Origin of the sequence: Mycolicibacterium wolinskyi, from assembly GCF_002101965.1 — a bacterium.
Taxonomy (GTDB): domain Bacteria; phylum Actinomycetota; class Actinomycetes; order Mycobacteriales; family Mycobacteriaceae; genus Mycobacterium; species Mycobacterium wolinskyi.
The window spans coordinates 67279-93411 of sequence record NZ_LQQA01000034.1 but is presented as its reverse complement, the minus strand read 5'-3'; the positions used below and the strand labels follow the sequence as shown (position 1 = coordinate 93411).

Here is a 26133-nt window from a genome sequence, read left to right as displayed (position 1 = left end):
ACCTACTGCCGATGGTGACGGTCGGATGACGCAGGTGCAGGGCCGGATCTGGCGAGCCGGTGAACCCGACGACGAACACTTCAGCTTCTCGGCGATCTCGGACTGCCTCGCCGACGACGACACCCTGCTGTGGGCCGACATCTACGACCCTGACCACGACACGCTGCGCGGTCTGGCCGACGAGCTCGGACTCAATGTCTGGGCCGTCGAGGATGCCATCGCCCCGAACGAGCGCACGAAAGCGTCTGTGTACCACACACATACGTTCTTCACGGTGTACGCCGTCGAGACGCGCGTACCGAACGGCGACGCGGTGTCGGCTCTCGTCAAACACCGCATCTCGGCGTTCGTGCTGCCGCGCGGGCTCATCACTGTCCGGCTCCCGAGCGTGGAGGCTTCGACCACCGAGTTCGACATCGGTGAGGTGTCACGGCGGTTCGACGAGCTCGGCGGGCAGCGCTACGGCGTCGGCGCGCTCCTGCACGGCCTGCTCGATGTCGTCGTGGACGGGCATTTCGAAGCCGTCCAGGCCCTCGACGACGCAATCGAATCGCTCGAGGACGAACTGTTCGCCGACGACGGTCCCAGGCACGGGCTGCAGCGGCGCACGTTCCGGTTGCGTAAGGACCTCGTCGAGCTGCGCCGGGTGGTGCTGCCGATGCGTGAGGTGGTCAGCACCATCCAGCACCGGCGGCTGGACGCCAAGATGTCGCCCGAGCTCGACCCGCTCTACGCCGATCTGTACGACCACGTGCTGCGCGCGTCCGAGTGGACCGAATCCCTGCGGGACATGGTGACGACGGTGTTCGAGACCAACCTGTCGCTGCAGGACGCCCGGTTGAACACCGTGATGAAGAAGCTCACCGGCTGGGCCGCGATCATCGCGGTGCCAACGGCCATCACCGGTTTCTACGGCCAGAACGTCACCTATCCCGGAATCAACACCGTCGTCGGCTTCATCGCCAGTTCAGCGTTGATCGTCGTACTGGTCATCCTGCTGTACGTGATGTTCAAACGGCGCGACTGGCTGTAGCGATTCAGTTGGTAAGCGCGTCGCTTACCGCCCTAGGGGGCACGCGCAATATCGCGAAGCAAATGCAAGACTCTTCAATGCCCAACCAACTAGATCGGACCGAAAATCGATGATCATCGGGATACCCCGCGAGTCTCTGCCTGGTGAGACACGCGTCGCCGCCACCCCACAGACCGTCGGCCAACTCATCAAGCTCGGCTACACGGTCGTCGTCGAATCCGGCGCAGGGGCAGCCTCCAGTTTCGCCGACGGCGCCTACGTCGACGCCGGCGCCGACATCGGCACGTCCGATCAGACCTGGGCCTCCGATGTCGTACTGAAGGTGAATGCACCCGACGACAACGAGATCAAGAGCCTGCGCGACGGTGCGACACTCGTTGGCCTGATCTCGCCCGCGCTCAAGCCCGAACTGGTCGAGAAGCTGTCGACCCGCCCGATCACGGTGCTGGCCATGGACGCGGTGCCGCGTATCTCCCGGGCCCAGTCGTTGGACGTCTTGTCGTCGATGGCCAACATCGCGGGCTACCGCGCCGTGGTCGAGGCCGCCCACACGTTCGGCCGGTTCTTCACCGGCCAGGTGACCGCGGCGGGCAAGGTGCCGCCGGCCAAGGTGCTCGTCGTCGGTGCCGGCGTGGCCGGGCTCGCGGCGATCGGCGCCGCTGGCAGCCTGGGCGCGATCGTGAAGGCCACCGACCCGCGGCCCGAGGTGGCCGACCAGGTCGCCTCGCTGGGCGGGGAGTACGTGTCGGTCGATCCGGCGGCAGCCGAGGTGTCGGCCACCGGCTACGCCAAGGAGATGGGCGAGGACTACAAGGCCCGCGAGGCGCAGCTGTATGCCGAGTTGGCCAAGGACGTCGACATCATCATCACCACCGCGCTGATCCCCGGTAAGCCCGCGCCCCGGATCATCACGGCCGAGATGGTTGCGTCGATGAAGCCGGGCAGCGTGATCGTCGATATGGCCGCGGCCAACGGCGGCAACGTCGAGGGCACTGTCAAGGATCAGGCGATCGTCACCGACAACGGCGTGACGATCATCGGTTACACCGACCTGGCCGGCCGCCTGCCCGCACAAGCGTCGCAGCTGTACGGCACCAACCTGGTGAACCTGCTCAAGCTGCTGACGCCGGAGAAGGACGGGCAGCTCACGCTCGATTTCGACGACGTGGTGCAACGGTCGGTGACCGTCGTGCGCGACGGCCAGACCACCTGGCCGCCGCCACCGGTCCAGGTCTCGGCCGCACCGGCCGCTCAGCCGGCTGCCGCCGCGCCGGCCGTCAAAGAAGAGAAGCCGCCGATGTCGACCGGGCGCCGCCTCGGCATCACCTTCGCGGTCGCCGCCGCGATCTTCGCGCTCATCGCGATCTCGCCTGCCGCGCTGCAGGTGCACCTGACGGTGTTCGCACTGGCGATCGTGATCGGCTACTACGTCATCGGCAATGTGCACCATGCGCTGCACACCCCGCTGATGTCGGTGACCAACGCGATCTCGGGAATCATCGTCGTGGGTGCGCTGCTGCAGATCGGCCACGGCGACATCGCTATCACCTCACTGGCCTTCGTGGCGATCCTGCTGGCCTCCATCAACGTCTTCGGCGGATTCGCGGTGACGCGACGCATGCTCGCCATGTTCTCGAGGAGCTAAGAACGTGTTCACCCTAGAAAACATCGCCACGGCCGCCTACGTCGTCGCGGCCCTGCTGTTCATTCTCGCGCTGGCCGGGCTCTCCAAGCACGAAACATCCAGGGCGGGCAACACATTCGGCATCGCCGGCATGGCGGTCGCACTGGTCGCGACGGTCGCCCTGGCGCTGGAGCGCAAGATCGAGCCGCTGGGTCTGGCGCTGCTGATCGTCGCCATGATCGTCGGCGCCGCGATCGGCCTGTGGCGCGCCAAGGTCGTCGAGATGACCGGCATGCCCGAGCTGATCGCGCTGCTGCACAGCTTCGTGGGCCTGGCCGCGGTGCTCGTCGGCTGGAACGGCTACCTGCACGTCGAGGGTGATCCCGCCGGCGCCGAGGCCGCCCACCTGGCCGGCGAGGGCATGATCGGCATCCACTCGGCCGAGGTGTTCGTCGGTGTCTTCATCGGCGCCGTGACGTTCACCGGCTCGATAGTCGCCAACCTGAAGCTCTCGGCCCGCATCAAGTCCGCACCGCTCATGCTGCCCGGCAAGAACATCCTCAACGTCGGGGCGCTCGTGGCCTTCTTCGTACTCACCGTGTGGTTCGTGATCGACCCGCAGCTGTGGCTGCTCGTGGTCGTGACCGTGCTGGCCCTGCTACTCGGCTGGCATCTCGTCGCCTCGATCGGCGGCGGGGACATGCCCGTGGTGGTGTCGATGCTCAACAGCTACTCGGGTTGGGCCGCGGCGGCATCGGGCTTCCTGCTCGGCAACGACCTGCTGATCATCACCGGCGCGCTCGTCGGCTCCTCGGGTGCCTACCTGTCCTACATCATGTGCAAGGCGATGAACCGCTCGTTCATCTCCGTGATCGCGGGCGGCTTCGGCATCGAGGCCGGGCCGGCCGACGACAAGGACTACGGCGAGCACCGCGAGATCACCGCCGAGGGCGCCGCCGAGCTGCTGAGCTCGGCCAGCTCGGTCGTCATCACACCCGGCTACGGCATGGCCGTGGCCCAGGCCCAGTACGGCGTCGCCGAGCTGACCCGCAAGCTGCGCGATCGCGGCGTCAACGTCCGCTTCGGCATCCACCCCGTCGCGGGCCGCCTGCCCGGCCACATGAACGTTCTGCTGGCCGAGGCCAAGGTGCCCTACGACATCGTGCTCGAAATGGACGAGATCAACGACGACTTCGCCGACACCGACGTCGTCCTCGTCATCGGCGCCAACGACACCGTCAACCCGGCTGCCGCCGAAGATCCCGGCAGCCCGATCGCCGGCATGCCGGTGCTCACGGTGTGGAACGCCGCCAACGTCATCGTGTTCAAACGGTCCATGGCCTCGGGTTACGCCGGCGTGCAGAACCCGCTGTTCTTCCGCGAGAACACCCAGATGCTGTTCGGCGACGCCAAGGACCGCGTCGACGCGATCAACAACGCGCTGTCCGCCGTGCACGCGTAGTTTCCTCTGCCGAGCAGACGTGAAAGCCCCCCATTTCGGGTGAAATGGGGGGCTTTCGCGTCTGTTCACGGGAGTTACATGTTGGCTCGGTCCTCGTCGATCCTGTCCTGGTCGTTGACGCTCAGCACATCGCCGTCGACATCGGAGGTGATGTAGCCGGTCATCATCCGCTGGAGCTTGTCGATGTTGGCGTCCGCCTTGAGGTATCCGGTGTGCTCACCCGTCACGGTGATGTTGGCGGTGTAACGAACGTTGGACTGGCTGGCGGTGGTAACCGTTGACTCGGTGCCGTTGAGGATCATCCCCTCCTCATTGACATAGTCGGTGTAGGTGACGGTGCGGGTGATGTGCCCCGTCTCGTCGGTGACCTCGGAGACCAACGCGCTGCCGCCGCCCGCGCCGGCATACGTTCCCGTGGGCGGCAGCGGCGCCGCGCTTGGAACATAGGTCTTGAGTTCGGGGGCCCACGTCGGCTCGGGGGTGATCCGGTCACCCTCGACCGGACCGACGCTCGTCGTGTATTTCACATTGGCGATCACCAACCGGGTGTCCGTCTCATCAGCCCCGCTAGCCTCCCAGAATGCCACCGCGTCTCCGGTGTTGTTCCAGCTCGCCATGCTCCTGGCGGTATACCCGTCGCCATCGACGAACACCGGAATCCCGTCCTCGCCCTTGAGGTCGTCCTCAATTGCGACGATCCATTCCTGGTTCGTGATATTGGTGGAATCCCCGGTTCCCCGGTACTTCTCGTACACCGCACCTTGGATGTCCGCCGGCAGGAACGCCGGGCGCACGATCCGCGACATCGGCGTCAGCGCGTCATAGCCACGCGTGCTGCCGACCGCGATCCACTGCCCATTGGGCGACATGTCGATGTCCTCGTCGTAATCGAGGTTGCCGGTCAGCCGGGTGACCTCGCCGGTCTCCAGGTCGACCACGATGTCATCAACGTTGCCCGCCTCGTAGCGACCGCCGAGGATGATGACGCCTTTGCCGTCAGGCGTCCACTGCTTGCCCTCGCCGACCGGGTAAACCACACGGGCGTCGGCGATTTCGTAGCCGGCGTCCGTGCGCTCCAGCCGGCCCACCACCGGCACCGCCGTGATCAGACCTGTCGAGGTCATCTGGATCTGACTGAACAACACGTGGGTCCCATCGGGCGAGATCCTCATCTCACGTTGCGGATCGATGGCGCGTGCACCGGAAGGCGGCGTGATGACCGGAATCAGTTGTTTGCCTTCTGCGGTCTCTTCGTAGACGACGTAGGAGTTCGGGCTGGTCCTGACTTGGATCATCAGTCGCCCCGTCCCGTCGTCGAACGGATCGACTCTCCCCAGCCCACCGGTGATCTCCGTGGACACGCCGCAGGTGATGCACTGAACGTCCGCGCCGTCGACGCTGATCCGGTAGATCTCCTCGCGACCGCCTCCGGCCGGGGTAGCCGCGAAGTAGAGCGTCTGTCCGTCTCCGGCGAAGCGCGGAGTGTTCGGGTTTGTGATTCCGTCGGGCAGGTCCAGGATCACCCGCTCGAGGGTTGGGTTGAGGACGGTGACATCGACGTCCTTCTGCGCGGTGCGCGGCTTGAACAGGCTCATCAAGTTGATCCGGTGGCCGTCGGTGACCGACACCGTGAATGAATCCATCTGCGCCGCATCGTAATCGATGTCGTCAGGAGTGTAGGTGAACTCACCGGTCTCCTGATCGATCGTCACCGTGCCGTACTTCGGCTTCTCGGTGACGGTATAGGTCAGCTCATCACCCTCGGCATCGCTGACCCCGATGTTGCCCGTCACGGTCTGACCGGCCTGCACCGTTGTGGTTGGGCTACTGACCACCGGAGCCTGGTTGAACAGATTGCGGCGAACCCAAGCCAACACCGCCCAAGACGCCGGGTTCACCGGCTCCGGGTTCGACGGATCGGATCCCAGGAACGGATTGAGAATGCCGGTGACGATGCCTGCGAGGACTCCCGCCGCACCATCGGCAACAGGAGCGGGCGAAACGACCCGGTCCGAAGGTTTGGCGACGGGCGCAGCCGTCACCTCAGCGGTCGCCCGCACATCGCTTGCCGCAGAAGCAATCACGGCCTTGGCGTCATCCGAGCCGGCGGCCGCATCCACCTCCGCGACCTGCTCGGAGATCTTCTCGGCCAACCGCTCGACAGACCGCTTGACCGTTTCACTGATGCCGACTGCTCGGGCCGGGGCCTCCGGCGGCGGAGAATCCGAGGAGTGCGACGGCGCGGTATCGGAAGCGCGCGGAGTCGCGAGATCCGGCAGTGACAATGCGGGCTTGTCAAAGACGTCGGACAGCTGCCGCACCGTTTCTCTGACCCTGTCCGGTATCGACGACACGGCCTCCAAGGGTGCGCGAGTTGTCTCCGTAGGCGGAGTCGTACTGCTCGTGTCCTTATGCGCCGCGTCGGTGTGGGCGTCTGTGTCGGGTGCCTGTTGCTCGGTCGACTGTTTGGTCGATGCGGTCTTCCGCTCGCGCTTGGGCTTGGGCTCGGTGCCCTTTGTGTCGCGGCCATTACCGACGCTGGCTGAAGGGGAACCGGTCCTGGCCGACGTCGACACCGACCCGTCGGTCTCATCGTTGGATGTCGCACCCGACGACTCGGCAGACGACTCCGAGTCCACAGACGCCGACGCCGAGCGGTCCGACGACGTCTCACCGGTCGAGTCCGCGGCAGCGACCCCGTGGCCCGTGGCCAGCGCCGCGACCAGCCAACCCGTCACCACGACGGCGCTGCATGCGCCGATCCGCGCGGTAGTTTGGACTGTTCGACGCGAGGGTGCCGGACTTGCCGGCGCACTGAACTGCGCGACGAACAGGGGGTTGAAGAGCGGATTACTAGCGGTCATAGCGCGGCTCCGATGCCCTAGAGGTTTATTTAATTTGTGTGACGAATTTAATAGCAGCATATTGTTGATGCCGTCAAGGAGGGTCTGCTGAAGCGGTCAGAATCGGCGCGCCAGGAAACACAGGTGCTTCACCTGCTCCATCGCCAGCGCGTCGTTCACTTGTTGCGAACCGAGGGTCCCCTCGCCCGTGCCGACCTGGCGGACCGACTCGGTCTGAGCCGTCCATCCATCACGGCGATCGTTGGTGAGCTGATCGATGACGGCACGCTGGTCGAACTGGATTCACGCGTCGAGGGTCCCGGTTACCGCGGTCGCCCCCGCAAACTTCTGGGCTGCAACCCGCGCGCACGGCGGGTACTCGGGATCTGGATCGACGAACGTCGGGCACGCGTCGTCGTCGCCGATGCGACGGGCACTATCACCAGCGAAAGTGAGACACCGACGGCCGGCCGAAGCTCGGCCTCGGTCATCCGCTCGATCATCGGGATAGCTCGGCAGCTCATCGACGATGCCGCTGTCGGACCGATTGCCGCTGCGGGCGTCTGCTTGCCCGGATTCATCGATACGGCAACAGGTTCCGTCGTCGATTCGAAGGTACTCGGATGGTCGGACGTGGACCTGGGTGGGTCGATCTCCGACGCTCTCGGCATACCCACCACGGTGCAAGATTCGACGCAGGCGATGACGCTCGCCGAAACCATTGCCGGCGAGGCCCGAGAGGTGCGTTCTGCGCTGGTGCTCGACTGCGGAGGCCATGTCAACATCGGCTTGATCATCGGCGGACGGCCGTACTCCGGAGCGACCGGCGTCGCCGGGGCGATCGGGCACATATCCGTGCCCGGCAGCGCCGTGAAGTGCTCGTGCGGGCGCGTGGGCTGTGTCGACGCGAACATGTCGCTGCACGCCATGCAAGCCGTTGCCCCGCACACCGAGAATGTGCCGCTGAAGGACATCGACCTCAATGCGGTGGCCCAAGACACAAGCCGAAATCCGCACTCGCAGAAGATCATCAGCGACGTCATCGACCAGATTGCGCGCACGGCGATCCTGCTCGAAGCGGTCCTCGATCCAGAGATCCTCATCCTCACTGGACTCATCGTGGAATTCGGCCCACTGATCGACGCGCTAGAAGCGCGCATCGACGAAATCCGGCCGCCGGAGCGACGTGGCCGCACGACGACCGTGCGGTCACAAATCGGCCGCGACTATCGGGTGGCGGTCATCGTCGCGCTGCAGCAGCTCGACCCCGACATCGCGGGCTTGCTGCAGACTTCTACTTCGTAGATCGGGCGGATAAAACTAGGATGTCCAACTATGCCGGTGGACCGCCTACTGCCCTCTGACGAAGCTCATGAGCTCATCGCGCTGACTCGCGACATCGCCGACAAGGTGCTGGACCCGATCGTCGACCAGCACGAGAAGGCCGAGACCTATCCCGAGGGTGTGTTCGCCCAGCTCGGGGCGGCCGGGCTGCTGAGCCTGCCGCAGCCCGAGCAGTGGGGCGGCGGCGGGCAGCCCTATGAGGTGTACCTACAGGTCCTCGAGGAGATCGCCGCTCGGTGGGCGGCTGTCGCGGTCGCGGTGAGCGTGCACAGCCTGTCGTCGCATCCGCTGTTGACGTTCGGCACCGAGGAGCAGAAGGCGCGCTGGCTACCCGGCATGCTGTCCGGTGAGCAGATCGGGGCATACAGCCTGTCCGAACCGCAAGCCGGCTCTGACGCCGCGGCGCTGCGGTGTGCCGCCAAACGCAGCGACGACGGATACGTGATCAACGGGTCGAAATCCTGGATCACCCACGGCGGGCGCGCGGACTTCTACACCCTGTTCGCGCGGACCGGTGAAGGGTCTCGCGGAATCTCCTGCTTCCTGGTGCCGGGGAACCTCGACGGCCTGAGCTTCGGTAAGCCCGAGGAGAAGATGGGTCTGCACGCCGTACCGACCACGTCGGCGTTCTACGACAATGCCGTGATCGACGCCGACCGGTTGATCGGCGCCGAAGGCCAGGGTTTGTCAATCGCGTTCTCCGCGTTGGATTCCGGCCGTCTCGGCATCGCCGCGGTCGCTGTCGGCATAGCCCAGGCCGCCCTCGACGAGGCCGTCCGCTACGCCAACGAGCGAACGACTTTCGGCCGCAAGATCATCGATCATCAAGGCCTCGGTTTCCTGTTGGCCGACATGGCCGCCGCGGTCGTGAGCGCCCGCGCCACCTACCTGGACGCCGCGCGCAGACGGGATCAAGGCCTGCCGTACTCGACACAGGCCAGCGTGGCCAAACTCGTGGCGACCGACGCCGCGATGAAGGTCACCACCGATGCGGTGCAGGTACTCGGCGGAGTCGGCTACACCCGCGACTTCCGCGTCGAGCGCTACATGCGCGAAGCCAAGATCACCCAGATCTTCGAGGGCACCAACCAGATTCAGCGCCTCGTCATCTCGCGCGGTCTGGGTTCGTAACGATCGGGCTGCTCCCCCCGGCCCGGCCGCCGCTTCCTGGTGAACCGTATCACCGCAGCTAGATTGGCTCAACTTCGCTTCGATCCGTATATCAGGTGATACGATTCACCAAACTAACGCCGTTCGAACAAGGAGCTGCCAAATGGGTCAACTCGACGGAAAAGTCGCTTTCATCACCGGAATCGCCCGTGGCCAGGGACGCTCACACGCCCTGACGCTGGCGCGCGAGGGCGCCGACATCATCGGTCTCGACTTGTGTGCGAAACCATCGACAACGGCCTACCCCGGCACCACCGAAGATGACCTTCAGGAGACCGTCCGGCAGGTGAAGGAGGCCGGCCGCCAGATCGTCGCCGAAGTCGCCGACACCCGCGACTACGAACAGGTCAAAGCCGTATTCGACCGTGGCATCGAGCAATTCGGCCGCGTGGACATCGTCATACCGAACGCGGGCATCTGCTCGGGCGCCAAAACCTGGGAGATCAGCCCGCAGGACTGGCGGGAAATGGTCGACATCAACCTCAACGGGGTGTTCCACACGGTCAAGGCCGCCATACCCACCATGATCGCCCAGAATGAAGGCGGCTCAATCGTCTTCATCGGCTCCACCGAGGCCATCAAGGGTGCCGAGAACATCTCGTCGTACGCGGCGGCCAAGCACGGTGTCACCGGGTTGATGACGTCGCTCGCGCGCGAACTCGGCCAGTACAACATCCGGGTCAACTCGGTGAATCCGACGTGCGTGGACACCCACATGATCAACAACGATTTCGTATACGGTCTCTTCCGGCCCGACCTCGAGAAGCCCACTCGCGACGACGTCATCGACACATTTAGCGGCACCCACATCCTCCCGGTGCCGTGGATTCAGCCGCAGGACGTCAGCAACGCAATCCTCTATCTCGTGACCGAGCCCGGCCGCTACATCACGGCGACGCCGCTGGTCATCGACGCGGGCTTCGTCGTGAAGTCCTGACCGAACGGCACTGCGGCCCAACCGGGCTAGTCTTTGCCAAATGGTCACGATGAAGGATGTCGCGAAGGCGGCCGGTGTTTCGCAGGCCGCCGTGTCCTACGCCTACAGCGGGTCACCGCGGGTTTCGGCGAGACAACGCGAACAGATCTTTTCCGTGGCCGCACAGCTGGGTTATACCGGCCCCAACATCGCCGGAAGCAGCCTGCGACTGGGCCGGATCGGGACCGTGGGTGTCCTGGTGCCCGGATCACTCGCCAGTGCAGTGGAGGACCCATCCACCACGCTGCTGCTCAAGGGCATCGTCGAGGTTGGCGAACTTGCCGACGTTGCGCTGACGCTGTTGCCGGTCGACCGAACCGGCATCACATCCGGACCGTCTCAACCGGTCCAATCGGCCGCGCTGCGGGGATTGGTCGACGGTGTGGTCATGCACTGCCTGCCCAATGAGCACCCCGTCGTCGAGGCGATCATCGCCCGGCGAATCCCCGCGGTGGCAATCGATTCCCCGCGGCTCCCCGCCATTCCCTACGTCACAGTCGACCATCGTCAGGCCGGCGCAGAGCAGATGAAACACGTTCTGGCACTTGGTCATCGTCGCGTCGGGATCGTGACCGACCGGCTGGGGCCGGCCGCGGAGCCGGGCCGCCGTCAGTTCTCCGACATCGAAGCCGTCACCGAGACGTACCTTCAGCAACGCTTGGCCGGATACCGCGATGCGATCGCCGCGGGCGGTCGAGGCGGGATCGACGCCACGCTCGTGGAAGCCACCGATATCGACATGTCCAGCGGCATGCTGGCCGTTGAGCAGTTGATCGACGGCCCCGAGCCGCCGACGGCCATCGTGGCGACCTCTGATGTGCATGCCGTCGCGGCCATGAAAGTTCTTGAGCAAAGGCAACTTTCCGTACCCGAACAGGTGTCGGTGATCGGATTCGACGACGCGCCGATTGCCGATCTGGTCGGTCTGACGACAATCCGCCAGCCGCTGTGCGACAAGGGCAAGACCGCGGCGTCCATGCTGCTGGATTTGATCGATGGTCGTAGCCGGCGCCGCTCGGTCAAGCCGACTGAGCTGATCCTGCGCTCGAGCACCGGACCCGCCAGGAAGTGATCCCGGCGGGTCCGCTGGCGCCATCGGCTAATCGGTTGCGGTGACCGTCTCGCGCTCATCGGCGTTGCGGCGATGTGGCCGACCCACGGGCGGGGCAGGCTCGGCGAGCGGAACGTCCTCGGCGATCTCCGAGATGTCGCCGGCGGCCCGGTGTTCCCTCAGCAGGTCGGCGATCTCGATGGCATCGCCCTCCGGTGCGGTGGAATGCCGGTACGGTTTGGCGATCACCATGTAGATCAACCCCACCGCGGTCACCACGACGAACCCGGTGAGCGCGATCCAGCGGTCGAAGAAGTGCAGGCTGGGATCGCCGTTGGGGCGGGCCAGCACGATCATCGACAGCACGCCGTAGATCAACGCACCGATGCTCACGGGCCAGCCCCACCGGCCAAGGGTCCAGCGTCCGCCGGGTTGCCAGCCCTTTGCGCGGGCCCGCAACGATGCGAACACCACCATTTGGAAGGCGAAGTAGCCGGCCAACATCTGGAAGGCGGCCACCCGGAACAGTGCGTCAGGCAGGAAGTACAACAAGACGAACAGGGAGATGCACAGCGAGACAACGAGAATCGTCGCGTTGACGGGGACCTTGCGGCTGGAGATCTTCTTGAAGATGTTGCTGCCGGGGAACATGTCGTCGCGCGCGAACGAGAAGATCAATCTGCTGCCCGCCGCCTGTTGCCCCATCACACAGGCCAGGAACGACGTCAGCGCGATGACGAGGAAGACCTTGGTGCCGGCCTCGCCGAAGGTACCCGTGAGGATGGCCGTGATCGGGTTGGCCACCTCACCGTTGACGACCTCCTGCAAGTTCGGCGCAGCCAAGATGTAGCCGATGAACGAGAACAGCGCCGCGGCGCCGCCGAGGATGACCGTCAGCATCATCGATCTCGGAATGGTTCGGCTGGGGTTCGGCGTCTCCTCGGCCACCTCGCCGCAGGCCTCGAATCCGTAGTACAACACGAGCCCGATGATGGCGGCCGTGGCGAAGGCACTCAGATAATCACCGTTGCCCGCGGTGCCCATCGTGTCGAACAGAACCGAGAAGCTGTTCTTGCGCGAGAAGATCAGCAGGTACAGCCCGACCACCACGATGCCGGCCACTTCGGCTGCGAGGCCCACTTTGGCGATCGTGGCCAGCGTCTTCGAACCCGTTGAGTTCAGCGCCAGACAGGTCAGCACAACTGCCGTGGCGATGAGGAGCTTCTGCAGCGGCGTCGAGGAGATGTCGGAATCCGAATGGAAGAGGGCCAGAACGAAATCCGCGCTGAACATCGCGGTTGTGGTGCAGCCGACGACGATGCCGGCGATGTAGATCCAGGACATGATCCAGGCGTAGGGCCCGTTCCACAGTCGGCGAGCCCACTGGTAGAGGCCACCGGCGATGGGGAACTGCGACACTATCTCGCCGAACACCATGGCGACGAGGAGTTGCCCGGCCGCGGCGATTACGAGCCACAGGATCGACGGTGGGCCGGCGGTCGTGAGCGCCTGGGTGAACATCGAGAGCACACCCACCATCGGCGACAGGTAGAGGAACCCGAGCGCGAAGTTCGACCACATGCCGATCTTGCGCTCAAACTTCTCTTCGTATCCGAGCACGCGCAGATGGGCGTCATCACCGCTGAGCGACCCACCTCCACCTTTTGTGACTGTCATGGCGATCTCCTCGACTTACGTTGCGGAATGGGAAGTTACGGTCGGCGAGTCGGTCGGGCTGAGCATCGATGCGTTGCACTCGAAACCCGGGGCCATGTGACTGCGACCACACATGAAGTGTCGTCGCCACCGCCTGTCGCAGGCAGACCCAATACGTGCAAGGAACGGACGCTGAATTTCTCATTACGAGTAGCGAATTCGCGGCGCAAACTAGCCGTAACCGGCACTGAACATGCAGGTCAAACGGCGAATGATGAGCACGGTGCAACTCACCGAGTCGTCGTTTCACATGCTGCGCATGTTCGAGCGCCGGGGTTTACCGCTCCGGCTAGCGGCGGGCCGCCCAGGCGATGCCCTGCTTGGTGAGCCGGCGGACGTCCTCGCCGGCCAGGTCCTCCGGTGCGTGCCCGATCGAGTGATAGAACACCCGCCCCCGACCCCAGTGCCGCACCCAGGCGACCGGGCTCGTCAGCCCGTCGAACCACGCGAAATGCTCACCACTGAAGGTGGTTTCGGCCAGCACCACGTTGTTCGGATCAACGCTCATGTAGTACTGCTCAGAAGCCACATGGAAGTCGCCGACACCTCGAGTCACCTCGTGGTCGCAGTCCAGGATCGACACCTCATACGGTTGCGGGTAGCCCTCGCCGGCCGGGTGTGCCAGGAAGTCGCCGCCAAGCATGAGGTGATAACGCAGGCTGGACCGGAACGCCGCGGCGGCACCGTGCCAGGCCGCGACTCCGGTGCCGGATTCGACCGCGGCCAACAGATGGTCTTCCTGCGAATCCGACAGATCCTCGGTCGTCAATGCGTTGTTCCAACCCAGGATGATCAGGTCGTAGCCGGTGAGGTCGCGGTCGAGCGTGAAGACGTCCTGTGATTCTTCGATGTCGAAGCCGAGCTCGCCGACCAGACCTCGCGTCCATTCTGCGATGTTGTAAGGGCTGTGCCCGGGCCATCCGCCGTACAGGTACAAGACATTCGTCATGAGCGTGGGTCCTTCTGTGCGTAAGGGTGATTCATTGCAGGCCGACGAGCGACTCGGGTGTCAACAACTCGGCGACCCGGTCCGCGCTCAGCAGCCCTTCTGCCACCACGATGTCGGGAATGGGGCGGCCACTTTCCAGCGCCGTCTTCGCGATCCGCGCGGCGGTGGCATAACCGATGTAAGGGTTCAGCGCGGTGATGACCCCGATCGAGTTCGTCACCGACTCGTACAGCCGCTCGCGGTTGGCGGTGATTCCGACTACGCAGCGGTCGAGCAAGGTCCGGCACGCCGCGGTGAGGTGCCCGATGGACTGAAACAGACAATGGGCGATGATCGGCTCGAAAGCGTTGAGCTGCAACTGGCCGGCCTCGGCGGCCATGCTGATTGTGACGTCGTTGCCCACCACCTCGAAGGCCACCTGGTTGACCGCCTCGGGGATCACCGGGTTGACCTTGCCCGGCATGATGCTCGAACCCGCCTGTACGGCAGGAAGATTGATCTCGTTCAAGCCCGAACGCGGCCCGGACGACAACAGCCGCAGATCGCTGCAGATCTTCGACAGCTTCAACGCCGTGCGTTTGAGCACCCCCGACACCTGCACGAACGCGCCGACGTCCTGGGTGGCCTCCACCAGATTTCCGGCTGTGCTGAGCTGAAATCCAGTGATGGCACTCAGCTTTTCGCACACCAATGCCGCATACCTGGGATGTGCGTTGAGGCCGGTACCGATCGCGGTACCACCCAGGTTGATCTCGGTGACCAACAGCGCGGCCTCGCGCAGCCGTTCGGCGTCCTCGGTCAACATGACCGCGTACGTGCTGAACTCCTGCCCCAACGTCATCGGGACCGCGTCCTGCAATTGGGTGCGGCCCATCTTCAACACAGTCGCGAATTCGTCGGCCTTTGCGGCGAATCCCGCGACCAGATCCGTCAGCGCAGTGCGCAGCGTGGCGATCTGCCCCTGCAGGGCCACCTTGATCGCCGTCGGGTACACGTCATTGGTGCTCTGGCTGCGGTTAACGTGCTCGAGGGGGTGCAGCCGTTCGTAGTCACCGCGGTGTGAACTGAGTAACTCCAGGGCACGGTTGGCGATCACCTCGTTGGCGTTCATGTTGGTCGACGTTCCGGCCCCGCCCTGAATCACGTCGACGACGAACTGATCGTGCAACTCCCCCGCGGCGATCTCCCGGCATGCGGCCGTGATGACGTCGGCCCGTTCGTGATCGAGCAGGCCGAGCTCCCGGTTCGCCTCGGCCGCTGCGTGCTTCACCGCGGCGAGGGCCGTGACGAAATGCGGATACGTCGAGAGCGCGATACCCGATATCGGAAAGTTCGCCAAGGCTCGGGCCGTGTGTACGCCGTAATAGGCGGACACCGGTACCTCGTGGCTGCCCAGCGAGTCCTGCTCGATACGCGTTGTCATCGCCATATCGGGCTGGGGCCCGCCATGCGCGCACCGGGCAATCCGTCGTAGAAGCCTTCGGTTGCGCACGTGGTGAGTTCCAGCTGCATGCCCCACGGCGTCTGGAAGTAGAACCACCGTTGCCCGGCGACGGGAGCCGACGGGTCGACACCGTTGGGCCCCTCCTGACACACGACGCCCGGGATGGCCGACACGTAGTCGTAGGCCGCGTCGATGTCGTCGACATAGAACGCGAGATGATGCCCTCCGATGTCACTGTTGCGTGGCAACGTCGTGCGCTGGTCCGGAGCCTGGTACTCGAAGAGCTCGACATTGTGGTGCATGCCGATGCGCAGCATCGCGATCATGCATTTCGCCGAGCGGTCGACGTTCAGCCGGCGGCGCATACCGTCGGACTCCGCGTCGGCGAACGGCCCGTCGAAGAACACCAGCTCGGCACCGAAATGGTCCACGAAGAACCGCACGGCCTCGTCCAGGTTCGGGACGGTATACGCAACGTGGTCGACCGCCCGCAGGCTGGGGATCTTGGGAGCACCAGTGTCCGTCATCTTCGTGTCCTCCCGTCAGCTCGGCACCGCGGCGGAGTCCTCGATGAACCGATGCTCGGTCCACTCCAGCACATCGCCACCGTATTTCGCCGCCCGTACGTCGGCCGAGCGGGCGTGGCCCTCGAAGTTCTCCAACCGTGCAGCGCGCCCACAGATCCGCGCGAGCTCGGCGCTGGAGTCGGCATTGTCGATCTCCTGGTACGTCACGGTCTTGAGGAACTTGCCCACCCACAGCCCACCGGTGTAGCGGGCGGCCCCGAGGGTCGGGAGCACATGGTTGGTTCCGATCGCCTTGTCGCCGAAGGACACACACGTTTTCTCACCGAGGAACAGGGCGCCGTAGTCACGCATCTCGGTGAGGGCCCGCCGCGGCTCGGCCGTGAGGATCTGCACGTGCTCGCTGGCATAGCGGTCCCCGAGTGCGAATGCTTCGGCCAGGTCGACCACCAGGTGGACTTCGCCGTGGTTTTCCCACGACACGGCTGCGACCGGCTTCGTGGGCAGGTTCTCGAGCTGCCGTTCCACCTCGGCGATGGTGTCGCGTCCCACCCGCTCCGATGTCGTTATCAGCACACACGGAGAGTCCGGGCCGTGCTCGGCCTGGCTCAACAGGTCCGCGGCAACGATGAACGGGTCCGCGGTGTCGTCGGCGATGATCAGCACCTCGGTGGGGCCGGCGAACAAGTCGATACCGACTTCACCGAACAACTGCCGTTTGGCCTCGGCAACGTACGCGTTGCCCGGGCCGGTGAGAAGGTTCACCGGAGGGATCGTCTCTGTTCCCAGGGCGAGTGCGCCGATGGCCTGAACACCACCGAGCACGTAGATCTCGTCGGCGCCGGCAAGGTGCATCGCCGCGACGCTGATCGCCGGCGGCGTGCCCTGGTTGGGCGGAGTGGTGGCGGCAACGCGCTCGACGCCGGCCACCTTGGCGGTCACCACAGTCATGTGTGCCGACGCGGTGAGCGGGTAGCGCCCGCCGGGCACATAGGCGCCTGATGCGGCAACCGGAACGTGCTTGTGGCCCAGCCGGATTCCGGGCAGTGTCTCGACCTCGACGTCGAGCATCGCGTCGCGTTGGGCTTGCGCGAAGTTGCGCACCTGCCGCTGCACGAAGGTCAGGTCCTCGATCACGGTGCCGGGCAGATCCGACATGATCTTGGCAACCTCATCCGCGCCGAGCCGAAACGACTCGGGCGTCCAGCGGTCGAACCGCTCCGAATAGCGGCGCACCGCGCCGTCGCCGTTGGCCCTGATGTCGTCGAGTACGGCCGCAACCGTGTCGACGACCTGGGGGTCGCTCTTGTGCGGTGTGCCGACGTGCGCGGCAGGCGCCTTGAGGATGACCGACACCAATCTCTCCTTGAGCTGTGGCTGGGATGTCGCCGGCGGGATCCGCTCTGGCGTGCCTCCAGTCTCTGGCCAGGATCATGCCGCGGGGAGACTCAAGGTGTGCAGTAGATCGCGTGACCGCTGCACCAGTTGCTCACATGGTCAGCGTGCGCGTGGCGTCACTGTCGACGCCGCGGCCGCGCAGGCGAGCACCGCGCACAGCGGAATCGCAAACGCGGCATTGAGCGACGTCGCCTCGCCCAGCCATCCGATCACCGCGGGGCCGGCCAAGATCGCAAGGTAGCCGACGCCGACGACCCGCGAGAGGATCCGCCCCGACGCGCTGTCGAGGTTGCCCGCGGCAGTGAACACCGAAGGCACACCACCGGATAGTCCCAGTCCGAACAGGATCCACCCGAGCACGGCCACTGCCAGGTTGGGTGCCGCGATCACGGTCGCGATGCCGCAGGCGGCCAGCAGACATCCATATCGGACGACGGCCACCGGCCCGACGCGCTGGGAGATGCGGTCGACGGCGAATCGGCTGACCGTCATCGTGGTGACGAACGCGCCGAAAGCCAGGGTGCCCAGTGCCGGTGCGGCGTCGAGGTGGTGTTGGGCGTGCACACTCGCCCAATCCATGGCCGAGCCCTCCGACAACAGCAAGAGGAAGGCCAACAAGCCGAGGACGAGGATCTTGCGCGTCCGACCGGCCGGCCTGGCCTCGGCTGCCGACGGCGCGCCAGGATCCATCGGGGTATCCGCCCAGCTCCGCAACATCAGCCAGGAGGTTCCGACGAGCACGACACAGGCCCCGCCTACGAAGGCCGACGCAGCCGGTGTCGGCGTCCCGATCGCGAATCCCGCTGCGCCGAACACCGAACCGATGACCGTGCCGATCGAGAACACCGCATGAAATGACGCCATGATGGCACGGCCGTAGCCGCGCTCGACGCTGACCGCGGCAGCGTTCATCGACACGTCAGCGCTTCCGGTGGCCAACCCGAACACGAAGGCGCCCGTACCGACAGAAATCGGTGCGGTCATGGCAAGCGGCACCGTGACGGCCGCGGCCATCGCCGCGCCGGACACCGCTGCCACTGTGGCGCAACCGAACCGGGCGGTGAGCGGCCCGCAGAGTTGCATACTGCCAAGCGCGCCGACACCGACGATGAACAGTACGGTGCCGAGCGACGAGGTCGACAGATCGGCGGCCCGCTGAAGAGCGGGCAGGTGCACGGCCCAGGTCGCCAGGATGATCCCGAACGAGACAAACAGCCCGAACACCGCCACGCGTGCTCGCACGAGGCGGCGTTCGTCCACTTGGGTCATGGTCAAACGGTGACGGCAATTCGGCGCGCCGCACGTTCCCCTTCGTGTACCGCCTCCATCATGGTGCGGCTGGCGACAGCGTCACCGATCCGCTCGACCGCCACCCCGCGATTCTTCAGTGCGAAATAGAGCTCCGTGACCGGACGGTGCCAGCCGGCCAGAATCACAGTGTCGGCGCCCGTGACCATGGCGGGTACTCCCTTCTCGACAATATGCACGGTTGGGCCGTCGATCGCGGTCACCGTCGTGAACGGTCGAGTAGTCATGCCGGACTTGTGAATTCGCGGCACTGCGAGGTTGGCGCTGAACGGGCCGAGCTTGGCGCCGACATACGGCAGTGGCGTGACGAACTCGACATGATGGCCGGTCTCGGTCAGTTGCAGCGCAAGGCCGATACCTTTCCAGCCGCCCTCGCCGTCGTCGACAATCACTACGTGATGGCCGACGGGCTTGTCCTCGTCGAGCACATCCCACACCGACAGGACGTGCTCTTGATCGAGACCGGGTGTGAAGGTGATGCCCTGCGCGAGGTTGCCGACGATGTCGTCGCCCGGCGCCGACCCGGTGGCGACGATGATGTGGTCGGGTTGCAGCGCCATCACCTCGTCGGCGGTGGGCGACCATCCGAGCCGAAGGTCGACTCCGTACTTGCGGGTCATCACGTCGAGATGGTCGATGACCCCGCCGATTTCGGCACGCCCCTTGATCTTTGCCGCGATGCGCAGCTGTCCCCCGGTGCGGTGGCGCCGCTCGATGAGGATCACCTCGTGGCCCTGGCGGGCAGCCGTCTCGGACGCCTTCATGCCGGCGGGCCCTGCGCCGATCACGACGACGCGACGGCGGGTCGTGACCGGGATCAGCGTGCCGATGCCGAGCTCACGCTCGTAGCCGGCGGCGGGGTTGTGAACGCACGACGAGTGGGTGACCGCGAACAGCCGGTCGATACAGCCCTGGTTGCAGCCGATGCACCGGCGGATCTCGTCGAGCCGTCCGTCCCGCATCTTGTTGACGGTCTCCGGGTCGGCGATCTGCTGACGCGTCATCGCGACCATGTCGGCGTGTCCGAGGTGCAGGATGTCGGCGGCGTCCATCGGGTCGTTGATGCGCCCGACCGCGATGACCGGGATGTCGACGACCGATTTGACCGCTGCGGCAAGGTTTTCCCAGATCCGTTTGGGATGTTGCATGTCGGGAACGTTCTGATGGGCCTCGTTGTACGTCGCGGCTTTGACACAGATGTAGTCGATCTTGCCGGTCTCCGCGATCGCCTTGGCGATCTGCTGCGCGTCGCCGACCTCGAGGCCGCCGGGGCTGAAGTCGTCGCCCTGCAAGTTGATCCCGACCAGGAAGTCGGGCCCGACCTCGTCGCGGACCGCGTCGATGACGCGCATGACGATACGTAGCCGGTTCTCCAGCGAGCCGCCATAAGCATCGTCGCGGTGATTGGAGAACGGGGACAGGAACGATGCGAGGAGATAGCCGCCGTAGCCCGAGTGGATTTCGACACCGTCCATACCGCCCTGCTTGGCGTGACGGGCACCGATCGCGTGGGCCGCGACGATCTCGTCGATGTCCTCGATCTCCATGGCCTTCGGCATTTCCAGGTTGAACGGGCATGGTGTGTTCGACGGACCCCACAGAGCACGTTCGGTGAAAGTCGAATGACCTTGGCGGCCACCGTGTCCGAGCTGCATGACGATTCGGGCGCCGTGTTCGTGGACCGCGTCGGCGATCTCACGCAGGCCAGGCACGATCTCGGGCAGCCAGGCCCGAGGCTCGCCGGGGACGTCCTGTGATGTCGGGTGGATCTGGGGAAATGCCATGCCGATGAGCCCCGCGCCGCCGATCGCGCGCTCGCGGTAGTAGGCGACGTGTTGGTCGGTGGGCAGGTAATCCTTGGCCATGCCGGTGCCGTGCCCGGTCATCACCACGCGGTTGCGGATCTCGACGTTGCCGAGGGTGATCGGTTCGAACAGGGGCGCGAGCACCGGGTCGGTGCCGACGGTAGCGGTCATCGCTTGAAGTCCTTAGCTGAATGTGAAGTAACGCAGGCGATTACGCGGTGAGCGAGCCGGAGTGTCCGAGCCGCAGCGACAGCGCGGCGGCGGTGATCGCGGGGTTGACCGCGGCCGACGACGGGAACGTCGAGGTGTCGGCGATCCAGAGATTGTCGACGTCGTGCGCGCGAAGATCGGCGGCGACGACGCTCGTCGCCGGATCATCGCCCATGACCGCGGTGCCGCACTGGTGCGACGTCGCCTCGACACCCAGGCTGCGGGTGAGCACGACGGGGAAGCCGGCCTTGCGAACCACCTTCTTCATGTTCGAGATCAGTTCACGGTGGGCGGCCACGTTGGTTTCGCGCCGCGACAGGGTGATCTGCCCCTTGGCGTTGAGCGTGACACGGTTCTCCGGCAGCGGCAGGTCCTCGGTCTGGATGAACAGGTCGAGGGTGTACTTCGTGACCTCGTCGAGGATCGGCATGGGCACGCGTGGTTGGCCCATCTTCGCCTGGGGGCCACGCAGTTTACCGAGACCTTGGACGTTTCCGAGTGGGTACTTGTTCGTCGGGCCTGCCGTGTACCAGTCGTTGATCCCGATGGTCTTCTGATACACGGCGTCATTCTTGCGCCGCGGGTCGATCGCGAGGAAGAACGTGGTGACGTGCGCCATGTAGTTGCGGCCCACCTGATCCGACGAGTTGGCGAGACCACGCGGGTGCTGCCCGGATGCGGACCGCAACAACAGAGCCGCGGTGTTGATCGCACCGCACGCGACCACGAACCGGTCGGCGCGCACTTGAATAGGCCGGCCGCGGTGCATGATTCGGGCGGCGGTCACCTGACGGCCGGTGGCGTCGGTGTCCAGCCGCGTCACCTCGGAGTTGGTCAGCAGGCGCACGTTCTTCGACGCGGCATGGAGCGCGGGCCGCACCGCGGCGATGTCGGCGTCACCCTTGGCGTCGACCATGCATGCGAATGAGTCGCACGTGTAGCACAGCACGCACGCCCCACCGGGGTGCCGGTCGAGTGCTTGCGGAGCCGAGAAAGGATGCAGTCCTTGCTTTCTCGCGCTCTCGACCAGCCGGGCCATCGCCCCTTCATGTGGCACTCCGGGAAAGGGGTAGTCCGTCGAGCGCCAGGGGTCGGTCGGGTCCTCGCCCTTGTTGCTGTGGACCCAGAACATGTGCTCGGCCTCGCCGTAGAACGGCTCGAGGTCCGCGTACTCGATGGGCCACGCCGGAGAAACGCCGTCGACGTGTTCGATCGCGCCGAAATCGCACTCCCGGAACCTGGGCAGGGTGGCCCCGTATAGTTTGGTGCTGCCTCCGACGTAGTGGTAGTTGCCGGGGACGAAGTCGTTGCCCGTCGTAGCGTCGTGCCAAGCCGCGGAGTTCTTGTAGCGACCCCGGGTGTGGACCGCGTCGAACGACCAGTTCTCGCGTTCGACCGGCAAGAAGTCGCCCTGTTCGATGATGAGCACCCGGGCGCCGGAATCGCGCAGGGCGTAGGCGAGCGTGCCGCCACCCATACCGGATCCGATGATCGCGATGTCGGTCTCGAGGATGTCGGGAGGGTCGACGACGACCTGTGATCGCACAGCTGCCGTGGGAATGGCCATGTGGAAAAGCTCCTCTGGGCTGAGAGGACGTGGGTGAGCGTCGCCTGGCGACTCAACCAACGCTAGAGACGCACGTCAGCGTCCGCGAGCCCCACAATGCGAAGAGCTATGCCGCGTCGATGCACAGGATGTGAAGGCAAACGGCTCACGGTTGGTTCTGCCGTTGCAGGAGGTCGTGCCCGCGGACGGCGAAGATCAGGGCTTGCCGGGTATCGGGGTCGTCGAGTGAGCGGCCGAGCAGGCTTGTGATGCGTTCCAGCCGGTAGTACAGCGTGCGGCGCTGCACGAACAAGGCTTGGGCGGCTTGGGATTTGTTGCCGTCACACGACAAGTAGGTCCGTAGCGTCGGCAGCAGCGGATTCGTGGCCTTGGCGTCATGTTTCAGTATCGGGCCGAGCTCGTCTTCGATGTAGCGCGCGAGTTCGGGGCCGCCGGCCAGCGAGGCCAACAGGCGCAGGACCCCGAGGTCATCGAACCGATGCACCGCCTTGTCTGGTCGCGCAGCCGCCACCGATGCCGCACTGCGTGCCTGTTCGACCGCGGTGGGCAGCTGACTGGCGCTGACCGGCCTGCTGATCCCGGCCCGCACGTTCAAGCCGGTCAATCGCTGCACCACCTGCTTCTCCGAACTCGTTCGCGACAGGCCCATGATCGCGAGGGTGTGCTCGCCGAGGTCGGCGACCACCGCGGGCACATGCAGTGCGCGGCACAGTTCCTCGATGGCCTCGTCGCCGGAGTTGCCCGTCGGGGTCTCACGGCATACGAAGACCGCGAGCAAGGCGCGCTCACGCAGGTCCCGACCGATGCGCAAGGCTCGGCTCACGAAGGCGTCTCCGGAGATATCGCCCAACAGCAGCCGGCTGACCAATGCGTTCTGCCGTTGAGCCGAGCGAGCGCCGCTCTCGCGCGCACCCAGGAGTGCGATTGCGATCGCATCGGTGGCGCGATCGACGGCGTAGGCGGCGGTCCCGGTGACCGACGTGCCCCCGTGCAGTACGTGCAGCCAGCCCCACCGTTCCCCGCGCAGCACCACCGCGCGGCGCGTGCAGTTGTGTGCCTCGTTGACGTTGCCATCGGTGGTCAGCGAGTCGTGGTCGATGCGGGAGTGGTGTTCCCACTCGGTGAGGACCTCATCGCCAGATGAAGTTCCGCCCGAGTAGGCGACGATCTGGCGGGTCGCGTCCTCGAGAACCGCCGGATGGCCGACCTCGGCACTCAGCGCATCGGTGAACGCGCCAGGGTCACCGCCGGCGAGCAGAAGCTGCATGAAGCTCGCATTGAGGCGCTCGTAGGCGCTCAGGTCGAGCACTCGTTGGTCGATGATCGACTCATGGACCTGGGCTGACACCTCGACGAACGGCAGCTCACCGTCGAGCCCGACCAAGGGGAAGCCCCGTTCTTCTGCGGCCTCGATCAACGGTTGCGGCATGGCGTCGAACGCCCGCCCGCTCAGCTCGATGATGAGTACCGCCGCTTGAGCATCGGCAACCTGCCTGATGTAGTCACGTTGGCCCTGCGGGCTGTCGCCGATGCCCAGTCCGGCGGTGAGCAACATTTCCCCGCCGCTGAGAAACTTTGCGATGTCCGGGATTTCGGTTGGATGGACCCATCGGATGGTGCGGCCCAGGTTGTCGGCACCGGCATAGATTTTCATGGGGACGCGGGTGAAGACTTCGAGATCCAACGCGGTACGTACCGTCATCGCCATAATCGTCACCACTCCCTGGTGGACAGTTTGTGCAGCAATCTTCTTATCTGCTGCTCAGTTTGAGTCTACGAGATCTGCGTCACGCTGGGCAGACTGATCGGCAAGTTCGCAGCTCTCGCATATGACCGAAAGGACAGTAAATGCCCAGGCTCAACGGCGGGCAAGTCATCGCCCGCATCCTCAAGGAGTACGGAGTCCCTTACGTGGCAGGCATTCCGGGCCACGGTATCTGGGGCCTGATGGACGCCTTCAACGAGGACGAATCCAAGATTCCGTTCATCCAGACCTATCACGAGCAGAGTGCGGTGCATCTGGCCGACGGCTACTACCGCGTATCGGGCAAGCCGATGTGCGCGGTGACATCGATCGGCGCGGGCGCCTCCAACACCGTCCTCGGCCTGGCGACCGCCTACAGTGATTCGACCAGCGTGCTGGTGATCACCGGCGGCCCACCACGCCACATGCGGGGCCGCGGCGTGCTGCAGGAGCTGGAACGCCAGAAGGACAACGGCTTTCCGCAGGTGGCCGAGGCGGTGTCCAAGCGCAGCTGGGTGGCCAACAGCATCGAGGATCTGCCGTTCATCATGCATCGGGCGTTCTCGACGATGCTGACCGGCCGCCGCGGCCCCGCGCACATCGAGGTGCCGTGGGACCTGCATGCCGAGACCGCGGAGGTGAACTTCCACGACCTCGCGCGGCGGCTTCCGGTCGGCCTGCAATACCCCGATCCGGAAGCAATCCAGCGTGCGGTCGACCTGCTCGCCACCGCGAAAAGGCCGATGATCGTCGTCGGCGGCGGCGCGATCAGTGCCTACGCGACCGACGAAGTGCGGGCGCTCGCAGAGGGATTCGACATCCCCGTTGTCACGACATGGAACGGCAAGAGCGCGTTCCCCGAAGATCACGAGCTGTTCGTCGGAAGTGTCGGGCAGACCGGCACGATCCACGGAAACTACCTCGCCGCCAATGCCGACGTTGTCGTCTCGATCGGATGCCGGTTCACCGACTGGTCGGCGTCGAGCTACGCGCAGGGCAAGTCATTCTCGTTCCCGCCCGCCAAATTGATCCACATCGACATCGACCCGCACGAGATCGGCAAGATCTATCCGGCCGAGGTCGGGATCCTCGCCGACGCCAAGCCCGCGGTGGCGGCCATCGTCGACTCACTGCCCGCGAAGCCGGATCGCAACGAGTACCTCGCCGAGGTTGCCGAGCGAAAAGCCCAGTGGGAGAACGAACTCGCCACCCGTCGCGACACCGACCGGTTCCCGTTCACGTTGCAGCGGCCGCTGGCAGCCCTTCGAAATGTGATGGACCGCAGCGGCATCGTGCTGGTGGGCTCGGGTAACACCCAGGGGGCGGTCAAGCAAACCTTCCCGGTCTATGAACCACGCACTCACCTGACCACCGGCGGCTTCTCCTCGATGGGGTGGCCGGTGCCCGCCGCGCTGGGCGCGAAGCTGGCCGCACCGGAGCGTCAGGTCGCGACCATAACCGGTGACGGCGATTTCCTGATGACGGCACAGGAGATCGGGGTCGCGATCCAACATGACATCCCGGTGGTGTTCATCGTGCAGGACAACTCGGGTTACATTTCGATCCGCGGCGGCCAACGCAACGCCACCGACCGCATCATCGGCACCGAGTTCAACCGGCCTGACGGCACGCCGTACAGCCCGAGCTTCAAGGCCCTCGGCGAGTCGTTCGGACTGGAATCGTTCCGGGTGGACTCCGCCACCGATCTGGAGCCGACGTTCAAGCGCGCGTTCGACGCAAAGGCCCCGGTGCTGGTGGAAATCCCGACCGACCGTGACCTGGCCAGCCCGTTCGTCCCCGGTTGGCTCGACTTCCCGCCGCTGCCGCACATCACCGGTGAGCGAGCCGACGAATACCGCGAGCTGCGCGCCCGCGAACAGCACCAATAGCAGTTCCCCACAACACCATTCACTCATCGGTCCGTCACTGCCACTGCTCCGTGCAGTCGGCAGTGACGGACCTTGT

The 26133-nt window shown here is 65.3% G+C and carries 18 protein-coding genes; 8 read left to right on the top strand and 10 right to left on the bottom strand.

From position 1 onward, the window contains the following. Positions 1-25 precede the first annotated feature (25 nt). From AWC31_RS34490 to pntB, 3 genes are all read left to right on the top strand, one after another. Complete coding sequence (locus AWC31_RS34490; protein WP_085150112.1) at positions 26-1033, top strand: magnesium transporter CorA family protein; 1008 nt, start codon at positions 26-28, stop codon at positions 1031-1033. Between the two features lie 109 nt (positions 1034-1142). Further along, positions 1143-2678, top strand: coding sequence for a Re/Si-specific NAD(P)(+) transhydrogenase subunit alpha (locus AWC31_RS34485; protein WP_085150110.1), 1536 nt, complete (start codon positions 1143-1145; stop codon positions 2676-2678). Between the two features lie 4 nt (positions 2679-2682). Then, positions 2683-4119 carry a Re/Si-specific NAD(P)(+) transhydrogenase subunit beta gene (gene pntB / locus AWC31_RS34480; protein WP_067849703.1) on the top strand — a complete coding sequence of 479 codons (1437 nt, stop codon included), beginning with the start codon at positions 2683-2685 and terminating at the stop codon, positions 4117-4119. A 74-nt stretch (positions 4120-4193) separates the two neighbouring features. Here the strand turns inward: pntB and AWC31_RS34475 are convergent, their stop codons facing one another. Further along, entirely contained in the window at positions 4194-6983 is a 2790-nt protein-coding gene (locus tag AWC31_RS34475; RefSeq protein ID WP_085150108.1) for a cadherin-like domain-containing protein, read from the bottom strand. Positions 6984-7106: 123 nt separating this feature from the next. On the opposite strand from AWC31_RS34475, the gene AWC31_RS34470 reads away from it, so the two are divergent. The 4 genes from AWC31_RS34470 (at position 7107) to AWC31_RS34455 (ending at position 11524) form a co-directional block, all read left to right on the top strand. Beyond that, on the top strand, positions 7107-8267 hold the full coding sequence (locus AWC31_RS34470; RefSeq protein ID WP_085150106.1) for an ROK family transcriptional regulator: 1161 nt from the start codon (positions 7107-7109) through the stop codon (positions 8265-8267). Between the two features lie 30 nt (positions 8268-8297). After that, complete coding sequence (locus AWC31_RS34465; protein ID WP_085150104.1) at positions 8298-9437, top strand: acyl-CoA dehydrogenase family protein; 1140 nt, start codon at positions 8298-8300, stop codon at positions 9435-9437. Between the two features lie 142 nt (positions 9438-9579). Beyond that, complete coding sequence (locus AWC31_RS34460; protein ID WP_085150102.1) at positions 9580-10413, top strand: mycofactocin-coupled SDR family oxidoreductase; 834 nt, start codon at positions 9580-9582, stop codon at positions 10411-10413. 40 nt (positions 10414-10453) lie between these two features. After that, positions 10454-11524, top strand: coding sequence for a LacI family DNA-binding transcriptional regulator (locus AWC31_RS34455; protein ID WP_085150100.1), 1071 nt, complete (start codon positions 10454-10456; stop codon positions 11522-11524). A gap of 27 nt (positions 11525-11551) precedes the next feature. On the opposite strand, the gene AWC31_RS34450 is transcribed toward AWC31_RS34455, so the two are convergent. From AWC31_RS34450 to AWC31_RS34410, 9 genes are all read right to left on the bottom strand, one after another. Next, complete coding sequence (locus tag AWC31_RS34450; protein ID WP_085150098.1) at positions 11552-13180, bottom strand: APC family permease; 1629 nt, start codon at positions 13178-13180, stop codon at positions 11552-11554. A 328-nt stretch (positions 13181-13508) separates the two neighbouring features. Next, on the bottom strand, positions 13509-14168 hold the full coding sequence (locus AWC31_RS34445) for a ThuA domain-containing protein (RefSeq protein WP_085150096.1): 660 nt from the start codon (positions 14166-14168) through the stop codon (positions 13509-13511). A 31-nt stretch (positions 14169-14199) separates the two neighbouring features. Further along, positions 14200-15591 carry an aspartate ammonia-lyase gene (locus AWC31_RS34440; protein WP_085150294.1) on the bottom strand — a complete coding sequence of 464 codons (1392 nt, stop codon included), beginning with the start codon at positions 15589-15591 and terminating at the stop codon, positions 14200-14202. Further along, entirely contained in the window at positions 15588-16139 is a 552-nt protein-coding gene (locus AWC31_RS34435) for a VOC family protein (RefSeq protein ID WP_085150094.1), read from the bottom strand. The genes AWC31_RS34440 and AWC31_RS34435 overlap by 4 nt, the downstream gene beginning before the upstream one ends. 15 nt (positions 16140-16154) lie before the next feature. Continuing rightward, positions 16155-17492, bottom strand: coding sequence for a histidinol dehydrogenase (gene hisD / locus AWC31_RS34430; RefSeq protein WP_085150092.1), 1338 nt, complete (start codon positions 17490-17492; stop codon positions 16155-16157). 141 nt (positions 17493-17633) lie between these two features. Then, positions 17634-18803, bottom strand: a complete 1170-nt coding sequence (locus AWC31_RS34425; RefSeq protein WP_085150090.1) for an MFS transporter — start codon at positions 18801-18803, stop codon at positions 17634-17636. A 2-nt stretch (positions 18804-18805) separates the two neighbouring features. After that, positions 18806-20818, bottom strand: a complete 2013-nt coding sequence (locus AWC31_RS34420) for an oxidoreductase (RefSeq protein WP_085150088.1) — start codon at positions 20816-20818, stop codon at positions 18806-18808. A gap of 40 nt (positions 20819-20858) precedes the next feature. Further along, complete coding sequence (locus AWC31_RS34415; RefSeq protein ID WP_085150086.1) at positions 20859-22424, bottom strand: FAD-dependent oxidoreductase; 1566 nt, start codon at positions 22422-22424, stop codon at positions 20859-20861. A 145-nt stretch (positions 22425-22569) separates the two neighbouring features. Next, entirely contained in the window at positions 22570-24126 is a 1557-nt protein-coding gene (locus AWC31_RS34410; RefSeq protein ID WP_207626490.1) for a PucR family transcriptional regulator, read from the bottom strand. A 146-nt stretch (positions 24127-24272) separates the two neighbouring features. On the opposite strand from AWC31_RS34410, the gene AWC31_RS34405 reads away from it, so the two are divergent. Then, on the top strand, positions 24273-26057 hold the full coding sequence (locus AWC31_RS34405) for a thiamine pyrophosphate-binding protein (RefSeq protein WP_085150082.1): 1785 nt from the start codon (positions 24273-24275) through the stop codon (positions 26055-26057). Positions 26058-26133 lie beyond the last annotated feature (76 nt).

Bases quoted from the DNA above. Each gene is read 5' to 3' on its own strand.
- AWC31_RS34420 (WP_085150088.1), bottom strand. From the start codon at position 20,818: ATGACCGCTACCGTCGGCACCGACCCGGTGCTCGCGCCCCTGTTCGAA.
- AWC31_RS34455 (WP_085150100.1), top strand. From the start codon at position 10,454: ATGGTCACGATGAAGGATGTCGCGAAGGCGGCCGGTGTTTCGCAGGCC.
- AWC31_RS34490 (WP_085150112.1), top strand. From the start codon at position 26: ATGACGCAGGTGCAGGGCCGGATCTGGCGAGCCGGTGAACCCGACGAC.
- AWC31_RS34405 (WP_085150082.1), top strand. From the start codon at position 24,273: ATGCCCAGGCTCAACGGCGGGCAAGTCATCGCCCGCATCCTCAAGGAG.
- AWC31_RS34485 (WP_085150110.1), top strand. From the start codon at position 1,143: ATGATCATCGGGATACCCCGCGAGTCTCTGCCTGGTGAGACACGCGTC.
- AWC31_RS34415 (WP_085150086.1), bottom strand. From the start codon at position 22,424: ATGGCCATTCCCACGGCAGCTGTGCGATCACAGGTCGTCGTCGACCCT.
- AWC31_RS34410 (WP_207626490.1), bottom strand. From the start codon at position 24,126: ATGACGGTACGTACCGCGTTGGATCTCGAAGTCTTCACCCGCGTCCCC.
- AWC31_RS34465 (WP_085150104.1), top strand. From the start codon at position 8,298: ATGCCGGTGGACCGCCTACTGCCCTCTGACGAAGCTCATGAGCTCATC.
- AWC31_RS34435 (WP_085150094.1), bottom strand. From the start codon at position 16,139: ATGACGGACACTGGTGCTCCCAAGATCCCCAGCCTGCGGGCGGTCGAC.
- AWC31_RS34475 (WP_085150108.1), bottom strand. From the start codon at position 6,983: ATGACCGCTAGTAATCCGCTCTTCAACCCCCTGTTCGTCGCGCAGTTC.
- AWC31_RS34445 (WP_085150096.1), bottom strand. From the start codon at position 14,168: ATGACGAATGTCTTGTACCTGTACGGCGGATGGCCCGGGCACAGCCCT.
- AWC31_RS34450 (WP_085150098.1), bottom strand. From the start codon at position 13,180: ATGACAGTCACAAAAGGTGGAGGTGGGTCGCTCAGCGGTGATGACGCC.
- AWC31_RS34460 (WP_085150102.1), top strand. From the start codon at position 9,580: ATGGGTCAACTCGACGGAAAAGTCGCTTTCATCACCGGAATCGCCCGT.
- AWC31_RS34440 (WP_085150294.1), bottom strand. From the start codon at position 15,591: ATGACAACGCGTATCGAGCAGGACTCGCTGGGCAGCCACGAGGTACCG.
- AWC31_RS34425 (WP_085150090.1), bottom strand. From the start codon at position 18,803: ATGACCCAAGTGGACGAACGCCGCCTCGTGCGAGCACGCGTGGCGGTG.